The sequence below is a fragment of the Streptomyces sp. NPDC041205 genome, assembly GCF_055591765.1.
On sequence record NZ_JBVIZH010000002.1, the window covers coordinates 1,318,931 to 1,333,347 of the forward strand.

Consider the following 14,417-nt stretch of genomic DNA (forward strand, 5'->3'; position numbering starts at 1 on the left):
CAGTGCGATCCGGCGGTCCCCCTCATGGCGCGAGCGCGGCGAGCCGGGCACCCTTTGCGGTATGACCGCGAGCACCACGACCTCGGAAGCCCCGTCACAGGGCCCACCGCCTGCCCGTTTCGCCTATGACGTGCACACTTGGAAGGAGATCGTGCATCTCCTGGTGAACCTGCCGATCGGGATCGCCGGTTTCGTGTACGTGGTGGCGGCGCTGGGCATCGGCGGCGCGCTGTCGGTCACGGTGATCGGTCTGCCGCTGCTCGCGTTCGCGCTGTTCGGCGCGCGCCTGCTCGGCAAGGCGGAGCGCTGGCGGGCGCGGCTGCTTCTCGGCGTGCGAATCGAGGAGCCGAGCCCGATGCCGTCGCCGTCACGGCGCGACGGCAGCTTCCTCACCTGGCTCTGGTCCACCCTCAAGGACCCGGTGGGCTGGCGCACGATGCTGTACTGCTTCATCCGGCTGCCGTGGGCCCTGGTGACGTTCACCGTCATGTCCGTCGGCGTGTTCGTGCTGTGGCCGGTGCTGCCGTTCATCGCGCGGCTGCTCGCCAACGCCGACCGGGCGATGGTGCGGGGCCTGCTGTCGCGCTCCGACGAACTGGAGCGGCGCATCGCCGAGCTGGAGTCGGACCGCGGAGTCGTGGTGGACACCGCCGCGGCCGACCTGCGGCGCATCGAGCGGGACCTGCACGACGGCGCGCAGGCGCGGCTCGTCGCCCTCGCCATGGGGCTCGGCCTCGCCAAGGAGAAGCTCCTCGAGGACCCGGAAGCAGCGGCGGCGATGGTCGGCGAGGCGCACGGCGAGGTGAAGCTGGCCCTCCAGGAGCTGCGGGACCTGGCGCGCGGCATCCACCCGGCCGTCCTCACCGACCGCGGCCTCGACGCCGCCCTTTCGTCGGTCGCCTCCCGGTGCACGGTGCCGGTGAAGGTGACGGCCGACCTGCCGACGCGCCCGGCGGCCGCGATCGAGGGCATCGCGTACTTCACCGTCTCCGAACTCCTGCAGAACGTGAGCAAGCACAGCGGGGCGCGGACCGCGAGCGTCGAGGTGTGGCGCTCCGAGCAGCGCCTGCTGATACAGGTGTGGGACGACGGCCGCGGCGGCGCGAGCCTGGACGGCGGCAGCGGCATGGCGGGCCTCGCGGACCGGCTCGGCGCGGTGGACGGCCTGTTCGTCATCAACTCGCCGACAGGCGGACCGACGACGATCACGGCGGAGCTGCCGTGGCGCGACCGGAGCGAGGGCTGAGGGCCCTCAGGGTGCCGCGCACCCCCGCGAGGTAGGGAAAACCCCCCGCTCAAGACGCCGACCCACTCCATGGTCGCAACCGGGCGCCGGAGCGCACTCTGGGGGTACGACAAGGGGAAGCTCACGCGGAGCGGGCAAGAACCCGCGCGGGGCCGAGCAGAACGGATGACATTGATGGCCACGGATTACGGACAGGGGTACGGACACGTCATGGAAGCCGACGTCGAGGGCCACCGCGGCCACGGCAGCCACGGCAGCCACCGGGGCGACGGGCGCGGCGAGGGCCGGCTGCACCGCCTCCCGGTCGCCCTGCGCGCACCGCTGGAGGGGCGCACCTGGCGCGAACTCCTGTACGTGCTCCTGTCGTTCCCGATCAGCATCATCGGCTTCATCTTCGCGATCACGATGCTGTCGGTCGGGGTGGGGCTGCTCATCACGTTCGTCGGCATCCCCGTGCTCGCCCTGGGGCTCATGGCCTGCCGCGGCTTCGGCGCCCTGGAGCGGATCCGGGCCCGGACGCTGCTCGGCGTGGACGTCAAGGACCCGCACCCGCTGAAGCCCCGGGACAAGGGCGCCATGGCATGGATGGGGGCCGTCCTCAAGAGCGGTGTCTCCTGGCGGCACGTCCTGTACTCGCTCCTTCACATGCCCTGGGCGATGTTCTCGTTCGTGGTGACGGCGCTCTTCTGGACGTACGGCTGGGCGATGCTGACGTACCCGCTGTGGTTCTGGCTGTTCCCGGTCTACGGAGGGCAGGACGGGATCCAGCTCTACGGCGACGACGGCCACCGGATATACCTGGACAACCCCTTTGAAATCGGCCTCACCGCCGGTACGGGCCTTCTCGTCACGCTGGCCACGCCCTGGATCGTCCGCGCCCTGACCACCGTCGACCGGCTGCTCGTCCTCGGCCTCCTCGGCCCCTCGCGCCTGGTGTCACGTGTCGTCGAGCTGGAGTCGGACCGGGGGGTCGTCGTGGACACCGCCGCGGCGGACCTGCGGCGCATCGAGCGGGACCTGCACGACGGCGCGCAGGCGCGACTCGTCGCCCTCGCCATGGACCTCGGCCTCGCCAAGGAGAAGCTGGCCGAGGACCCGGAGGCGGCGGCGCGGATGGTGGACGAGGCGCACGGCGAGGTGAAGGTCGCGCTGCAGGAGCTGCGGGATCTGGCGCGGGGGATCCATCCCGCCGTCCTCACCGACCGGGGGCTCGACGCCGCGCTGTCCGCGCTGTCCGCGCGGTGCACCGTGCCGGTGGAGGTCGAGGTGGACCTGGCGGCGCGGCCCGCCGCCGCGATCGAGGGGATCGCCTACTTCACCGTGTCCGAGCTGCTGCAGAACATCAGCAAGCACAGTGGGGCGGGGCGGGCCTCTGTGGATGTGTGGAAGGTCGAGGATCGGCTGATGTTGCAGGTCGGCGATGACGGGCGGGGTGGGGCCGATGTCTCCGCCGGGTCGGGGCTCGCGGGGCTCGCTGAGCGGCTTGACGCGGTGGACGGGATTCTGGTGGTCGAGTCGCCCGTGGGCGGGCCTACGTTGATCACGGCCGAGTTGCCCTGGCGGGGCTGAGCCCTCGCGGGGCGCCCCAGGCCCGCCCCTTCCCGAAACCGGGGCTTCGCCCCTGGACCGCGGGGGTGGGTGTCCCCTTCGGGTGGGACAGTCCGCCCCCGACCGGCGCTTCGCGCCTCGTCCTCAAACGCCGGACGGGCTGAGAATTGCCGGAGCAGGCCGATCGTGCGGGTGGGACAGCCTGCGCCGATCGGCCTTCGGCCTCGTCCTCAAACGCCGGACGGGCTGATCGGTCGCCCCCGGCTTTTGGCGGAGCCCTTCTCGGAGTCGTACGACACTCTTCACCTCAGCCCGGCGCGGGCTCGTCCGAATGCTGGGATGCTGGAGCCTGTCAATGGGGCGGGGACAGGCTGTGGGGGTCCAGAACATCGTGGAGGACAAGGTGCGGGTGGTCATCGCCGAGGATTCAGTGCTGCTCAGGGAGGGCCTGACCCGGTTGTTGACCGACCGCGGGCACGACGTCGTCGCGGGGGTCGGTGACGCGGAGGCGCTGATCAAGACGATCACGGAGCTGGCGGCACAGGGCACGCTGCCGGACGTGGTGGTCGCGGACGTGCGGATGCCGCCGACGCACACCGACGAAGGGGTGCGCGCGGCGGTGCTGCTGCGCCAGCGTCATCCGGGGCTCGGCGTGCTCGTGCTCTCGCAGTACGTGGAGGAGCAGTACGCGACGGAGCTGCTCGCCGGGTCGAGCCGGGGCGTGGGCTATCTGCTCAAGGACCGGGTCGCCGAGGTCCGGGAGTTCGTGGACGCGGTCGTGCGCGTCGCCCAGGGCGGCACCGCGCTCGACCCGGAGGTCGTGGCGCAGTTGCTCGGGCGCAGCCGCAAGCAGGACGTCCTCGCGGGGCTCACCCCGCGCGAGCGGGAGGTCCTCGGTCTGATGGCGGAGGGGCGGACCAACTCGGCCATCGCGCGCCAGCTGGTCGTGAGCGACGGGGCGGTCGAGAAGCACGTCAGCAACATTTTTCTGAAGCTCGGGCTCTCGCCCAGTGACGGGGACCATCGGCGGGTACTCGCGGTCCTGACCTATCTCAATTCCTGACCCCAGCTCCTGCACCGGGCTCCTGATCCCGGCTCCTGAACCGAGGGGCCCTTCGTCCCGCCACCGGGACAAGGTCACGCACAGCGACACCGCACCACCGCAGCACGGTCCTAGAACCAAAGGATGAGCGGAGAGCGTCTTCATGAAAGGCCGGGGGGCGAGTCACAGCATGACAAACCAGGGCATCCAGCCGTCTCAAAGGTGCGTCCACCATGCGAGCGGCCCTAAGAAGGTGACCCTTACAGACGTAGGGTGGGCGATGGGAGGGCAGGGCGGCCTGCCGCTCCCGCACAGCCGCCTCGAGGGAGGTCCAGTTCAGTGACCAGCCAGGTCAGTAGCCCGGCCGAGCAGGCCGACGAAGCCGTCGTAGGGGAGCAGCGCAAGGCCGCTGCGAGCGAGAAGGACGTGCGCCGTCTCGACCGGGTGATCATTCGGTTCGCGGGTGACTCCGGTGACGGCATGCAGCTCACGGGTGACCGGTTCACCTCCGAGACGGCATCCTTCGGCAACGACCTGTCGACGCTGCCGAACTTCCCCGCCGAGATCCGCGCCCCCGCCGGGACGCTGCCCGGTGTGTCGTCGTTCCAGCTGCACTTCGCGGACCACGACATCCTCACCCCGGGCGACGCGCCGAACGTGCTGGTCGCGATGAACCCGGCGGCCCTGAAGGCGAACATCGGCGACGTGCCGCGCGGCGCCGAGGTGATCGTGAACACGGACGAGTTCACGAAGCGGGCCATGCAGAAGGTGGGGTACGAGACCTCGCCGCTGGAGGACGGCTCGCTGGACGGCTTCCAGGTGCACCCGGTGCCGCTGACCACGCTGACGGTCGAGGCGCTGAAGGAGTTCGACCTCTCGCGGAAGGACGCGGGGCGGTCGAAGAACATGTTCGCGCTCGGGCTGCTCTCGTGGATGTACCACCGGCCGACCGAGGGCACCGAGAAGTTCCTGAAGACCAAGTTCGCCAAGAAGCCGGAGATCGCGGCCGCGAACATCGCCGCGTTCCGCGCGGGCTGGAACTTCGGCGAGACGACCGAGGACTTCGCGGTCAGCTACGAGGTGGCGCCCGCGGCCAAGGCGTTCCCCACGGGCACGTACCGCAACATCTCGGGCAACCTGGCCCTGTCGTACGGCCTGATCGCGGCCGCGCGCCAGGCGGACCTGCCGCTGTACCTGGGCTCGTACCCGATCACGCCGGCCTCGGACATCCTGCACGAGCTGAGCAAGCACAAGAACTTCGGCGTGCGGACCTTCCAGGCCGAGGACGAGATCGCGGGCATCGGCGCGGCGCTCGGCGCGGCGTTCGGCGGCTCGCTGGCCGTGACCACGACCTCCGGCCCCGGTGTGGCGCTGAAGTCGGAGACCATCGGCCTCGCGGTGTCCCTGGAGCTGCCGCTCCTGATCGTCGACATCCAGCGCGGCGGCCCGTCCACGGGCCTGCCGACCAAGACCGAGCAGGCGGACCTGCTGCAGGCGATGTACGGCCGCAACGGCGAGGCCCCGGTGCCCGTCGTCGCCCCGCGCACCCCGGCGGACTGCTTCGACGCGACCATCGAGGCGGCCCGGATCGCCGTCACGTACCGCACGCCGGTCTTCCTGCTGTCCGACGGCTATCTGGCCAACGGCTCCGAACCGTGGCGCGTGCCGGACACCGACGAACTGCCCGACCTGCGCGTGCAGTTCGCCTCCGGCCCCAACCACACCCTGGAGGACGGCACCGACGTCTTCTGGCCTTATCTGCGCGACCCGAAGACCCTCGCCCGGCCGTGGGCGATCCCGGGCACGCCGGGCCTCGAACACCGCATCGGCGGCATCGAGAAGCAGGACGGCACGGGCAACATCTCCTACGACCCGGCCAACCACGACTTCATGGTCCGCACCCGGCAGGCCAAGGTGGACGGCATCGAGGTGCCCGACCTGGAGGTCGACGACGCGAGCGGCGACGCCCGGCTGCTCGTCCTCGGCTGGGGCTCGACGTACGGGCCGATCACGGCTGCGGTACGCCGGCTGCGCGCCGCCGGGCAGAGCGTCGCGCAGGCGCATCTGCGCCACCTCAACCCGTTCCCGAGGAACCTGGGCGAGGTCCTGAAGCGTTACGACAAGGTGGTGATCCCCGAGATGAACCTCGGTCAGCTCGCCACGCTCGTCCGCGCCCGATACCTGGTGGACGCGGTCTCGTACAACCAGGTCAACGGCATGCCGTTCAAGGCCGAGCAGCTCGCCACGGCTCTCAAGGAGGCCATCGATGGCTGACACCACGCTCGAGGGGCCCACAGGTTCCGAGACGCTTCTGAAGCTCGTGCCCAAGGCCGAGGGCAAGCAGTCCATGAAGGACTTCAAGTCCGACCAGGAAGTGCGCTGGTGCCCCGGCTGCGGTGACTACGCGGTCCTGGCCGCCGTGCAGGGCTTCATGCCCGAGCTCGGCCTGGCCAAGGAGAACATCGTCTTCGTCTCCGGCATCGGCTGCTCGTCCCGCTTCCCGTACTACATGAACACGTACGGGATGCACTCCATCCACGGCCGCGCCCCGGCCATCGCGACGGGCCTCGCCTCCAGCAGGCGCGACCTGTCGGTCTGGGTCGTCACGGGTGACGGCGACGCGCTGTCCATCGGCGGCAACCACCTCATCCACGCGCTGCGCCGCAACGTGAACCTGAAGATCCTGCTGTTCAACAACCGGATCTACGGCCTCACCAAGGGGCAGTACTCCCCGACCTCCGAGGTCGGCAAGATCACCAAGTCGACGCCGATGGGCTCGCTCGACGCGCCCTTCAACCCGGTGTCCCTGGCGATCGGCGCGGAGGCGTCCTTCGTGGCGCGGACGGTGGACTCCGACCGCAAGCACCTCACCGAGGTGCTTCGCCAGGCCGCCGACCACCCGGGCACGGCGCTGGTGGAGATCTACCAGAACTGCAACATCTTCAACGACGGCGCCTTCGAGGTCCTGAAGGACAAGCAGCAGGCCGAGGAGGCCGTGATCCGCCTGGAGCACGGCGCGCCGATCCGCTTCGGCACCGAAGGCTCCAAGGGCGTCGTGCGGGACCCGGCCACGGGCGATCTGAAGGTCGTCGCGGTGACGGAGGAGAACCAGTCGCAGATCCTGGTCCACGACGCCCACTCCGCGTCCCCGACCACGGCCTTCGCGCTGTCCCGCCTCGCCGACCCCGACACGCTGCACCACACGCCCATCGGCGTCTTCCGCAGCGTGGACCGGCCGGTGTACGACACGCTGATGGCCGACCAGCTCGACGCGGCCATCGAGCAGCGCGGCAAGGGCGACCTCGGGGCGCTGCTCGCCGGTGGCGACACCTGGACGGTCGTCGGCTAGCCCCGCCCGTTCGGCGCGCGAGCGCCCGGTTCCGAACACCGAAGCGGCCCGGTCCTGATCCAAGGACCGGGCCGCTTCGGCGTTCAGGACCGCGCCGCGTCGTACTCCTCGCGCGCCACGAGCACGTCGTCCATGCGCTGCTCCGCCCACCCCCCGAGCGCGCGCACCAGCGCGGCCGCCTCGTGGCCCATCTCGGTGAGGGAGTAGTCGACGCGGGGCGGGATGACCGGCTTGGCGTCGCGGTGCACCAGGCCGTCGCGCTCCAGGGTCTGGAGGGTCTGGGTCAGCATCTTCTCGCTGACGCGGCCGATCTCGCGGCGCAGCTCACTGAAGCGGTACGACCGCTCCGCGAGGGCGATCAGGACGAGGACGCCCCAACGGCTGGTGACGTGCTCGAGGACGAGGCGGTGCGGGCACATCTGCTCGCCCTGGGCGTTGCGGATGCTGGTACTTACGGCCATGCCAGTACCTTACTTCAAAGTGGGTACTTACGGATAGTTAGTGCCGGAGCTAGAGTGAGTGGCATACCGCATCGCAACGACCCTGACCAGGGTAAATAGGAGATTTCGCCATGAGCATCGTCGTCACCGGAGCCACCGGCCACCTCGGCCGCCTCGTCGTCGCGGGCCTGCTGGACGCGGGCGTGCCCGCCGACCGGATCGCGGCCGTCGTACGGGACAAGGAGAAGGCCGCCGACCTGGCCGCGCGCGGCGTGGAGCTGCGCGTCGCCGACTACAGCGCGCCCGAGACGCTCGCCGGGGTCTTCGCCGCGGGCGACAAGGTGCTCCTGATCTCCGGCAGCGAGGTCGGCCGGCGGGTGCCGCAGCACCGCGCCGTGATCGACGCGGCGCGCGCCGCCGGGGTCGCCCACCTCGTCTACACGGGCGTGCTCGGCGGGCCCGACGCCGACTTCGACCTGGCCGCCGAGCACAAGGTCACCGAGCAGGCGGTGCTCGACTCCGGCCTTCCGTACACGTTCCTGCGCAACGGCTGGTACCACGAGAACTACACGGAGCACCTGGCTCCGGTGCTCGCCCACGACACCGTCATCGGCAGCGCGGGCGCGGGCCGGGTGGCCTCGGCGGCCCGCGCCGACTACGCCGCGGCGGCCGTCGCGGTGCTGACCGGCGAGGGCCACGAGGGCGCCGCGTACGAGCTGAGCGGGGACACCGCGTGGAGCTTCGCCGAGTACGCCGCCGAGGTCGCCGCGCACTCCGGCAGGCCCGTCACGTACAAGGAGGTCTCCCCCGCCGAGCACCTCGCCGTGCTGACCGGCGCCGGGATGCCGGAGCCGATCGCCGCGATCCTCGTGGACGTGGACGCGGCGATCGGGCGCGGTCTGCTCGTCGGCGGCAGCGGCGATCTGGCCCGGCTGATCGGGCGGCCGACGACGCCGATGGGCGAGGCGATCGCGGCGGCGCTCAAGGGCTGAACCCCACCAGGACCACTCCCGGTTCACCCCGCGGGCAGGCTGTCATGACCGTATTGCGATACGGACATGACAGCCGTGCCCCGGGGGCGCTACCTTCGTGCTCGGCAGCGAGCGCCTGCCCCGCACGAAGGAGGAGCCGTGACCCCAGCGCAGGCGAAGGCCGAGGCACGAATAGGGCTGCTCAACGGCTTCGCCGCGTACGGCATGTGGGGCCTCGTGCCGCTGTTCTGGCCGCTGCTCAAGCCCGCGGGCGCGGGCGAGATCCTGGCCCACCGCATGGCCTGGTCCCTGATCGTGGTCGGCGTCGCCCTGCTCGTCGTGCGCCGCTGGGCCTGGGCCGGTGAACTGCTGCGCCAGCCGCGCAAGCTGGGCCTGGTGACGGTGGCCGCGGCCGTGATCACCCTCAACTGGGGCGTCTACATCTGGGCCGTGAACTCCGGCCATGTCGTCGAGGCCTCCCTCGGCTACTTCATCAACCCCCTGGTCACCATCGCGATCGGCGTCCTGCTGCTCGGCGAGCGGCTGCGCCCGGTGCAGTGGACGGCCGTCGGCGTCGGCCTCGCCGCCGTCCTCGTCCTCGGCTTCGGCTACGGCCGCCCGCCGTGGATCTCCCTCGTGCTCGCCTTCTCCTTCGCCACGTACGGCCTGGTCAAGAAGAAGGTCAACCTCGGCGGCCTGGAGTCGCTCGCCGCCGAGACCGCCGTGCAGTTCCTGCCCGCGCTCGCCTTCGTGGTGTGGCTCGGCTCGCGGGGCGAGGCCACGTTCGCCGGCGAGGGCTTCGGGCACGCCGCGCTGCTCGCCGCCACGGGTGTGGTGACGGCCGCGCCGCTGGTCTGCTTCGGCGCCGCCGCGATCCGGGTGCCGCTGTCCACGCTCGGGCTGCTCCAGTACCTGGCGCCCGTCTTCCAGTTCCTGCTCGGCATCCTGTACTTCCACGAGGCGATGCCGCCCGAGCGGTGGGCCGGGTTCGCGCTGGTGTGGCTGGCGCTGGTGCTGCTGACCTTCGACGGGCTTCGCACCGCGCGGCGCAACGCGGTGCGGGCGGCCGCGCTGGCCACCCAGGTCGCGTCGGCCGCCGCGACGGCCCCGGTCGACGCGACCGGCTCGGCCGACGCGACCGGCTCGACCGCCTCGGCCGCCTCCCGCTAGCTCCAGGCCCCCGCCGCGGCAGCCGACTTCACGTACGCGCTGAAGTCCTTCGGCTCACGGCCGAGCACGTCCCGTACGCCGGTCGCCAGCGAGGAGAGGTGGCCCTCGGCGACGAACGTGAAGAGGTCGGTGAACTCCTGGGCGGCGGCCGCGGGCACGCCGTCGGCGGTCAGCTCCGCCAGGAACTGCTCCGCCGTGATCGCCTCGTAGCGCATCGGGCGGCCCGACGCCTCCGCGATCTCCGCGACCGCCGCGCCGTAGGTGAGCGCGCGCGGGCCCGAGAGTTCGTACACGCGGTGCGTGTGGCCGTCCTCGGTGAGCAGCGCCACCACGACGTCCGCGATGTCCTCCACGTCGACGAACGGCTCCACCGTCTCGCCGACCGGCAGGGCCAGGCGGCCGGCGAGGAGCGGCGCGTGGAAGAAGTCCTCGGAGAAGTTCTGCGCGAAGTTGTTGGCCCGGACCACCGTCCAGTCGACGCCCGCGTCCGCGACGGCCCGCTCGGCCCGCGCCATGCCCGGCAGGAACGACTCGCCGGACACGTCGGCGCCGCGCCCGGACAGGACCACGAAGCGGCGCACGCCCGCCGCCACGGCCTGTGCCACGAAGTCGTCGACGGGGTCCGGGTCCTCCGGCGCGATCAGGTAGAGGCCGGTCACGCCGGACAGGACCGGGGCCCAGGTGGTCCGGTCGTGCCAGTCGAAGCGGGTCTCGCCGGAGCGGGACACCGCGCGCACGGTGTGGCCCGCGGCGCGCAGCCGGGGCACGACGCGGCGGCCGGTCTTGCCGGTGGCGCCGAGGACGAGGAGGAGGGGTTCGGTGCGGTCGGAGTGAGGTGTTGTCGTCATGCGGCAAGCCAACCTCCGTGCCGTTCCTGGTGACATGGGCGCGCGTCTTGGCCCCATAGGCGTCCGTCTCACACGACCGCGGGAGCCCGTCCGGCGGCCGCCGGCCCCCGCCCCACGGGCACGGCAGCCCGTCCCGCCGCCGCGGCACTGCGATTACGGTGGACCGCATGGACGCTCTGGGGGATCTGCTGCGTGGCATCCGCGCCGACGGCGCACGGTTCAGTCGTACGGTCCTGAGCGGGCCGTGGGAGTCGGAGCCGCCGGAGCCCGCCGCGCTGACGCTGGTGATGGTGTTGCGGGGCGAGGCCCGGGTGACACCGGGACCCGGAGTCTGCGGGGTCGGCGGCCCGAGGACGGTCACGGCCGGGTCCGCCGCCGTCAGCACGTCCGCGCCGTACAGCGTCGCCGCCGCCGACAGCGGCGAGACCGAGCTGGTCACCGGCGCCTACCAGTGGGACGGGGCCGGCGGGCGGCGGCTGCTCACCGCGCTGCCGCCGCTGCTCGTCGTGCCGGGCGGGGAGGAGTGCCTGACGATCATCGAGCTGATCGCCGAGGAGGTGGCCGCCGACCGGCCGGGCCGCCAGTACGTGATGGACCGGATGCTCGACTGGCTGCTCGCCTGCACCCTGCGGGAATGGTTCGACCTGCCCGAGGCACGGCCGCCCGCCTGGTACCGGGCGCTCGGCGACGACGTGGTGGGCCCGGCCCTGCGCGCCATGCACGACGACCCCGGCCGGGCCTGGACGGTGGCATCCCTCGCCGGGTGCGCCCGGGTGTCCCGCGCGGCCTTCGCCCGGAACTTCGCCGACCTGGTGGGAGTGCCCCCGATGGCGTACCTCACCGAGTGGCGCATGGCCCTCGCCGCCGACCTCCTCGCGGAGCCGGGCGCCACGGTCGCGGCGGTGGCCGCGCGGGTGGGGTACGCCGACGGGTTCGGCTTCAGCGACGCCTTCAAGCGGATCCGCGGGGTCACGCCGAGCGGCTACCGGGCCTCCCTGACGGCGCGTCGGGGGGACTCGGGGGCGCTCAGGGCGGCGGGCTGAGCGGGCTGAGCGGCGGGCCGAGCGGCCTGAGCAGCGGCGGGCCGGGCGACGGCGCCCCGCCCACCACCCCGGCTGGTCCGCCCGCCACTTCGGCCGGTCCGCCCGCCACCCCGACTCGTCCGCACCCCGACCATCGCCACGACCACACCCAGCGCCGCCATGACCACCGGCACCACCAGCGCCCAGCGGAACGCCGCCAGGTCCGCCCCGGTGTCCGCTCCCCCGCCCGAGCCCGCGTGCGCGCCCCCGGAGACCAGGCCGTGGACAGCGGTCACGGCCGAGATGCCGATCGCCGCGCCGAACTGCGTGGCGGTCTGGAGCAGTCCGCTGGCCAGGCCCTGCTCCCGCTCGGCGACCCCGTCCGTCGCCGCGATCATCTGCGGGCCGAGGGTGAGGGCGAAGCCGGTGCCCGCGAGCAGCAGGGTCGGGAACATCGCGAGGTACGGCCAGTCCGCGCCGACCGGCAGGAAGAGTCCGTACCCCACGGTGGCCGTCAGGAAGCCGCCGAGGATCACGCGCGCGTTGCCGAACCGCCGGACCAGGCGCGGGGTGAGCGTCGGCGAGAGGATCACGTCGCAGCCGAGGACGATCATCGCGACGGCGGTCTGCCAGGACGACCAGCCGCGCAGGTCCTGGAGGTAGAGCGTCAGGACGAACTGGAAGCCCATGAAGGCCCCGAGGTAGAGCAGCGCCCCGAGCCCGGCCCGCACCACGGACCCCGTACGGAAGATCCCGAGGCGCACCAGCGGGTCCGCCGTGCGCCGCTCTACCCGTACGAACGCCCCGACGAGCAGCAGCCCCGCGGCCGCCGCGGCGACCGTCAACGGCCAGTCCGCGAAGCCGTGTTCGAGCCGTACGACACCGAAGGCGAGCAGCAGCATGGCCCCGGCCGCCGCCGCGGCGCCCGGCAGGTCGAATCGGCGCGAGGGGCCGGTACCGGTGCGGGGCGGCTCCGCCGGGATGAGCCGGAGCGCCGCGGCGAGGACCGCGGCCGCGAAGAACACCGGCGTGAAGAACACCCACTGCCAGCCGAGTTCGGTGAGCAGCCCGCCGACGACCAGGCCGAGCGAGAAGCCGCCCGCCGAGGTCCCGGCGAAGACAAGGAGCGCCTTGTCGCGATCGGGGCCCTCCGCGTACGAGGTGGTGATGATCGACATCGCGGCGGGCGTCATGAACGCCGCGGCCACGCCGGTGACGAAGCGCGCGACGACCAGCATCCACCCCTCGGTCGCGAAGCCGCCGAGGCCCGAGAAGAGCATGAAGATCCCGAGCCAGGTGAGGAACATCCGCCGCCTGCCGAGCAGGTCGGCCGCCCTGCCGCCGAGCAGGGTGAAGCCCGCGTAGCCGAGGACGTAGGCGCTGACGACCCAGGCCGCCATCCCGGTCGACAGGCCCAGGTCGGACCTGATCGAGGGGATCGCGATCGCGACCATCGCGATGTCGATGCCCTCCAGAAAGATCGTTCCGCAGAGCACGAGCAGCAGTGCCCAGGCGCGGGCGCCCATGAGGACTCCTTGGTCTCGGGGTGTCGGCCTCGGGTGTCGGTTACTCAACCGACGGCCGGTTCCTTCTTGTAACCAAGGGAATCGTGGGGCACCATCGACAGGTATGGAAGAAGGCACTTTGAAGTCACCGAGTAACTCCAAAGGCACCGTGGACTACGGGGACGCCGATCCCTTCCAGTGGGACACCCGCGAGGACTGCCAGGTCCGGCAGATCCTCGACCGCGTCGCCGACAAGTGGTCGCTCCTCGTGATCGCGCTCCTGGACCGCCGCCGCCTGCGCTTCACGGAACTCCGCCGCGAGATCGACGGCATCAGCCAGCGCATGCTGACGGTCACCCTGCGCCAACTGGAGCGCGACGGCCTGGTGCTCCGCACGGTGCATCCGGTGGTCCCGCCGCGCGTCGAGTACGAACTCACGCCCCTCGGCGGCACGTTGCACCACACGATCCAGTCACTGGTGACGTGGACGGAACAGCACCAGGGGGAGATCGCGGCGGCGCGGACGGCGTACGACGAGCGGGAGGCGGAGGAGGAGTCGAGGCTCCCCTAAGGGCCTGTGGACCTGAGGAACGCGGCGGCCGGGCTCCCCTAGGGCTTGTCCGGGTCCGCCGCGGCGGCGCGCGTCGCGCGGTGCGTGCGCGCCTTCGCCCTGTTCCCGCAGCGCTCCATCGCGCACCAGCGCCGCCGCCCCGGGCGTGAGGTGTCCACGAAGAGCAGGAAGCAGTTGTGGGCGGCGCATTCGCGTACGCGCGGGGCGTACGGGCCGGTGAAGAGGTCGACGGCGTCGCGGGCGACCGTCGCGAGGAGCTGGGTTCCGGTGGCGCCGGGGGTCCAGGCGCGGGTGCCGTCCGGTTCGATGCGGGCCGTGAGCGGGGGCTCGGCCGCGGCGGCGTTGAGCGCCGCGAGGTGGCGGGGGTTCCAGGGGCGGCCGTGGGCGTGGTCGGCCGTGAACAGGAACAGCGCGTCGCGCAGGTCCCTGACCGACGCCAACTCCGCCTCCGTGACGGTCAGTTCCGGGCACCCGCCGAGGCGGCTCGCGGCCGCCCACGCGGCCAGGTCCGACGGCTCGCGCAGCGTCTCGAAGCGGGCGAACTCGCCGGGGCCGCCCGTCGCGAGCAGCTCCAGGCAGAGCGCCCCCGGGTCGAAGCGGTAGACCTGCCCGTCCGGCGGCCGCATGATCACGCCCGGCGGCCGCCCCTCCCCGCCCGCCTCCGTGCTCTCTCGGGTTTCCCGGCTTTCTCGCTTCTCGTCCACC

At 72.1% G+C, this 14,417-nt stretch carries 13 protein-coding genes; 9 read left to right on the plus strand and 4 right to left on the minus strand.

What is annotated here, in order from left to right:
* Nucleotides 1-61: 61 nt before the first annotated feature.
* From ACZ6BG_RS12905 to ACZ6BG_RS12925, 5 genes are all read left to right on the plus strand, one after another.
* Nucleotides 62-1,246: a sensor histidine kinase gene (locus ACZ6BG_RS12905; RefSeq protein ID WP_468999879.1), complete on the plus strand. Its 1,185-nt coding sequence runs from the start codon at nt 62-64 to the stop codon at nt 1,244-1,246.
* Nucleotides 1,247-1,420: 174 nt separating this feature from the next.
* Complete coding sequence (locus ACZ6BG_RS12910; protein WP_468999880.1) at nt 1,421-2,815, plus strand: sensor histidine kinase; 1,395 nt, start codon at nt 1,421-1,423, stop codon at nt 2,813-2,815.
* A gap of 382 nt (nt 2,816-3,197) precedes the next feature.
* The gene (locus ACZ6BG_RS12915) at nt 3,198-3,857 is read left to right on the plus strand and encodes a LuxR C-terminal-related transcriptional regulator (RefSeq protein ID WP_469000265.1); all 660 of its coding nucleotides are present in this window, start codon (nt 3,198-3,200) and stop codon (nt 3,855-3,857) included.
* A gap of 318 nt (nt 3,858-4,175) precedes the next feature.
* Nucleotides 4,176-6,110, plus strand: a complete 1,935-nt coding sequence (locus tag ACZ6BG_RS12920) for a 2-oxoacid:acceptor oxidoreductase subunit alpha (RefSeq protein ID WP_468999881.1) — start codon at nt 4,176-4,178, stop codon at nt 6,108-6,110.
* Nucleotides 6,103-7,185 (plus strand): 2-oxoacid:ferredoxin oxidoreductase subunit beta, encoded by a 1,083-nt coding sequence (locus ACZ6BG_RS12925; RefSeq protein ID WP_468450599.1) that lies wholly within the window; start codon nt 6,103-6,105, stop codon nt 7,183-7,185. The genes ACZ6BG_RS12920 and ACZ6BG_RS12925 overlap by 8 nt, the downstream gene beginning before the upstream one ends.
* Before the next feature lie 83 nt (nt 7,186-7,268).
* Here the strand turns inward: ACZ6BG_RS12925 and ACZ6BG_RS12930 are convergent, their stop codons facing one another.
* The gene (locus ACZ6BG_RS12930) at nt 7,269-7,646 is read right to left on the minus strand and encodes a winged helix-turn-helix transcriptional regulator (protein ID WP_468999882.1); all 378 of its coding nucleotides are present in this window, start codon (nt 7,644-7,646) and stop codon (nt 7,269-7,271) included.
* A gap of 110 nt (nt 7,647-7,756) precedes the next feature.
* Here ACZ6BG_RS12930 and ACZ6BG_RS12935 point away from each other — a divergent pair, with 110 nt between their 5' ends.
* Complete coding sequence (locus tag ACZ6BG_RS12935) at nt 7,757-8,617, plus strand: SDR family oxidoreductase (protein ID WP_468999883.1); 861 nt, start codon at nt 7,757-7,759, stop codon at nt 8,615-8,617.
* A gap of 204 nt (nt 8,618-8,821) precedes the next feature.
* A complete protein-coding gene (gene rarD, locus ACZ6BG_RS12940) occupies nt 8,822-9,766 on the plus strand; it encodes an EamA family transporter RarD (protein WP_469000267.1) in 945 nt (314 codons plus the stop codon).
* On the opposite strand, the gene ACZ6BG_RS12945 is transcribed toward rarD, so the two are convergent.
* A complete protein-coding gene (locus ACZ6BG_RS12945; RefSeq protein WP_468999884.1) occupies nt 9,763-10,614 on the minus strand; it encodes an NmrA family NAD(P)-binding protein in 852 nt (283 codons plus the stop codon). The genes rarD and ACZ6BG_RS12945 overlap by 4 nt on opposite strands.
* A 167-nt stretch (nt 10,615-10,781) precedes the next feature.
* On the opposite strand from ACZ6BG_RS12945, the gene ACZ6BG_RS12950 reads away from it, so the two are divergent.
* Nucleotides 10,782-11,657 carry an AraC family transcriptional regulator gene (locus ACZ6BG_RS12950; protein ID WP_468999885.1) on the plus strand — a complete coding sequence of 292 codons (876 nt, stop codon included), beginning with the start codon at nt 10,782-10,784 and terminating at the stop codon, nt 11,655-11,657.
* Here ACZ6BG_RS12950 and ACZ6BG_RS12955 read toward each other — a convergent pair.
* Nucleotides 11,597-13,162, minus strand: a complete 1,566-nt coding sequence (locus ACZ6BG_RS12955; protein ID WP_468999886.1) for an MFS transporter — start codon at nt 13,160-13,162, stop codon at nt 11,597-11,599. The two genes, ACZ6BG_RS12950 and ACZ6BG_RS12955, sit on opposite strands and share 61 nt — an antisense overlap.
* A gap of 103 nt (nt 13,163-13,265) precedes the next feature.
* On the opposite strand from ACZ6BG_RS12955, the gene ACZ6BG_RS12960 reads away from it, so the two are divergent.
* Nucleotides 13,266-13,712, plus strand: a complete 447-nt coding sequence (locus ACZ6BG_RS12960) for a winged helix-turn-helix transcriptional regulator (RefSeq protein ID WP_468999887.1) — start codon at nt 13,266-13,268, stop codon at nt 13,710-13,712.
* A 38-nt stretch (nt 13,713-13,750) separates the two neighbouring features.
* Here the strand turns inward: ACZ6BG_RS12960 and ACZ6BG_RS12965 are convergent, their stop codons facing one another.
* A complete protein-coding gene (locus tag ACZ6BG_RS12965) occupies nt 13,751-14,338 on the minus strand; it encodes a CGNR zinc finger domain-containing protein (RefSeq protein ID WP_469000269.1) in 588 nt (195 codons plus the stop codon).
* Between the last annotated feature and the right edge of the window lie 79 nt (nt 14,339-14,417).

What these genes read in the sequence shown, in the direction of transcription:
- ACZ6BG_RS12905 (WP_468999879.1), top strand. Translation starts at nt 62, where the DNA reads ATGACCGCGAGCACCACGACCTCGGAAGCCCCGTCACAGGGCCCACCG.
- ACZ6BG_RS12910 (WP_468999880.1), top strand. Translation starts at nt 1,421, where the DNA reads ATGGCCACGGATTACGGACAGGGGTACGGACACGTCATGGAAGCCGAC.
- ACZ6BG_RS12925 (WP_468450599.1), top strand. Translation starts at nt 6,103, where the DNA reads ATGGCTGACACCACGCTCGAGGGGCCCACAGGTTCCGAGACGCTTCTG.
- ACZ6BG_RS12930 (WP_468999882.1), bottom strand. Translation starts at nt 7,646, where the DNA reads ATGGCCGTAAGTACCAGCATCCGCAACGCCCAGGGCGAGCAGATGTGC.
- ACZ6BG_RS12935 (WP_468999883.1), top strand. Translation starts at nt 7,757, where the DNA reads ATGAGCATCGTCGTCACCGGAGCCACCGGCCACCTCGGCCGCCTCGTC.
- rarD (WP_469000267.1), top strand. Translation starts at nt 8,822, where the DNA reads ATGTGGGGCCTCGTGCCGCTGTTCTGGCCGCTGCTCAAGCCCGCGGGC.
- ACZ6BG_RS12945 (WP_468999884.1), bottom strand. Translation starts at nt 10,614, where the DNA reads ATGACGACAACACCTCACTCCGACCGCACCGAACCCCTCCTCCTCGTC.
- ACZ6BG_RS12950 (WP_468999885.1), top strand. Translation starts at nt 10,782, where the DNA reads ATGGACGCTCTGGGGGATCTGCTGCGTGGCATCCGCGCCGACGGCGCA.
- ACZ6BG_RS12955 (WP_468999886.1), bottom strand. Translation starts at nt 13,162, where the DNA reads ATGGGCGCCCGCGCCTGGGCACTGCTGCTCGTGCTCTGCGGAACGATC.
- ACZ6BG_RS12960 (WP_468999887.1), top strand. Translation starts at nt 13,266, where the DNA reads ATGGAAGAAGGCACTTTGAAGTCACCGAGTAACTCCAAAGGCACCGTG.
- ACZ6BG_RS12965 (WP_469000269.1), bottom strand. Translation starts at nt 14,338, where the DNA reads ATGCGGCCGCCGGACGGGCAGGTCTACCGCTTCGACCCGGGGGCGCTC.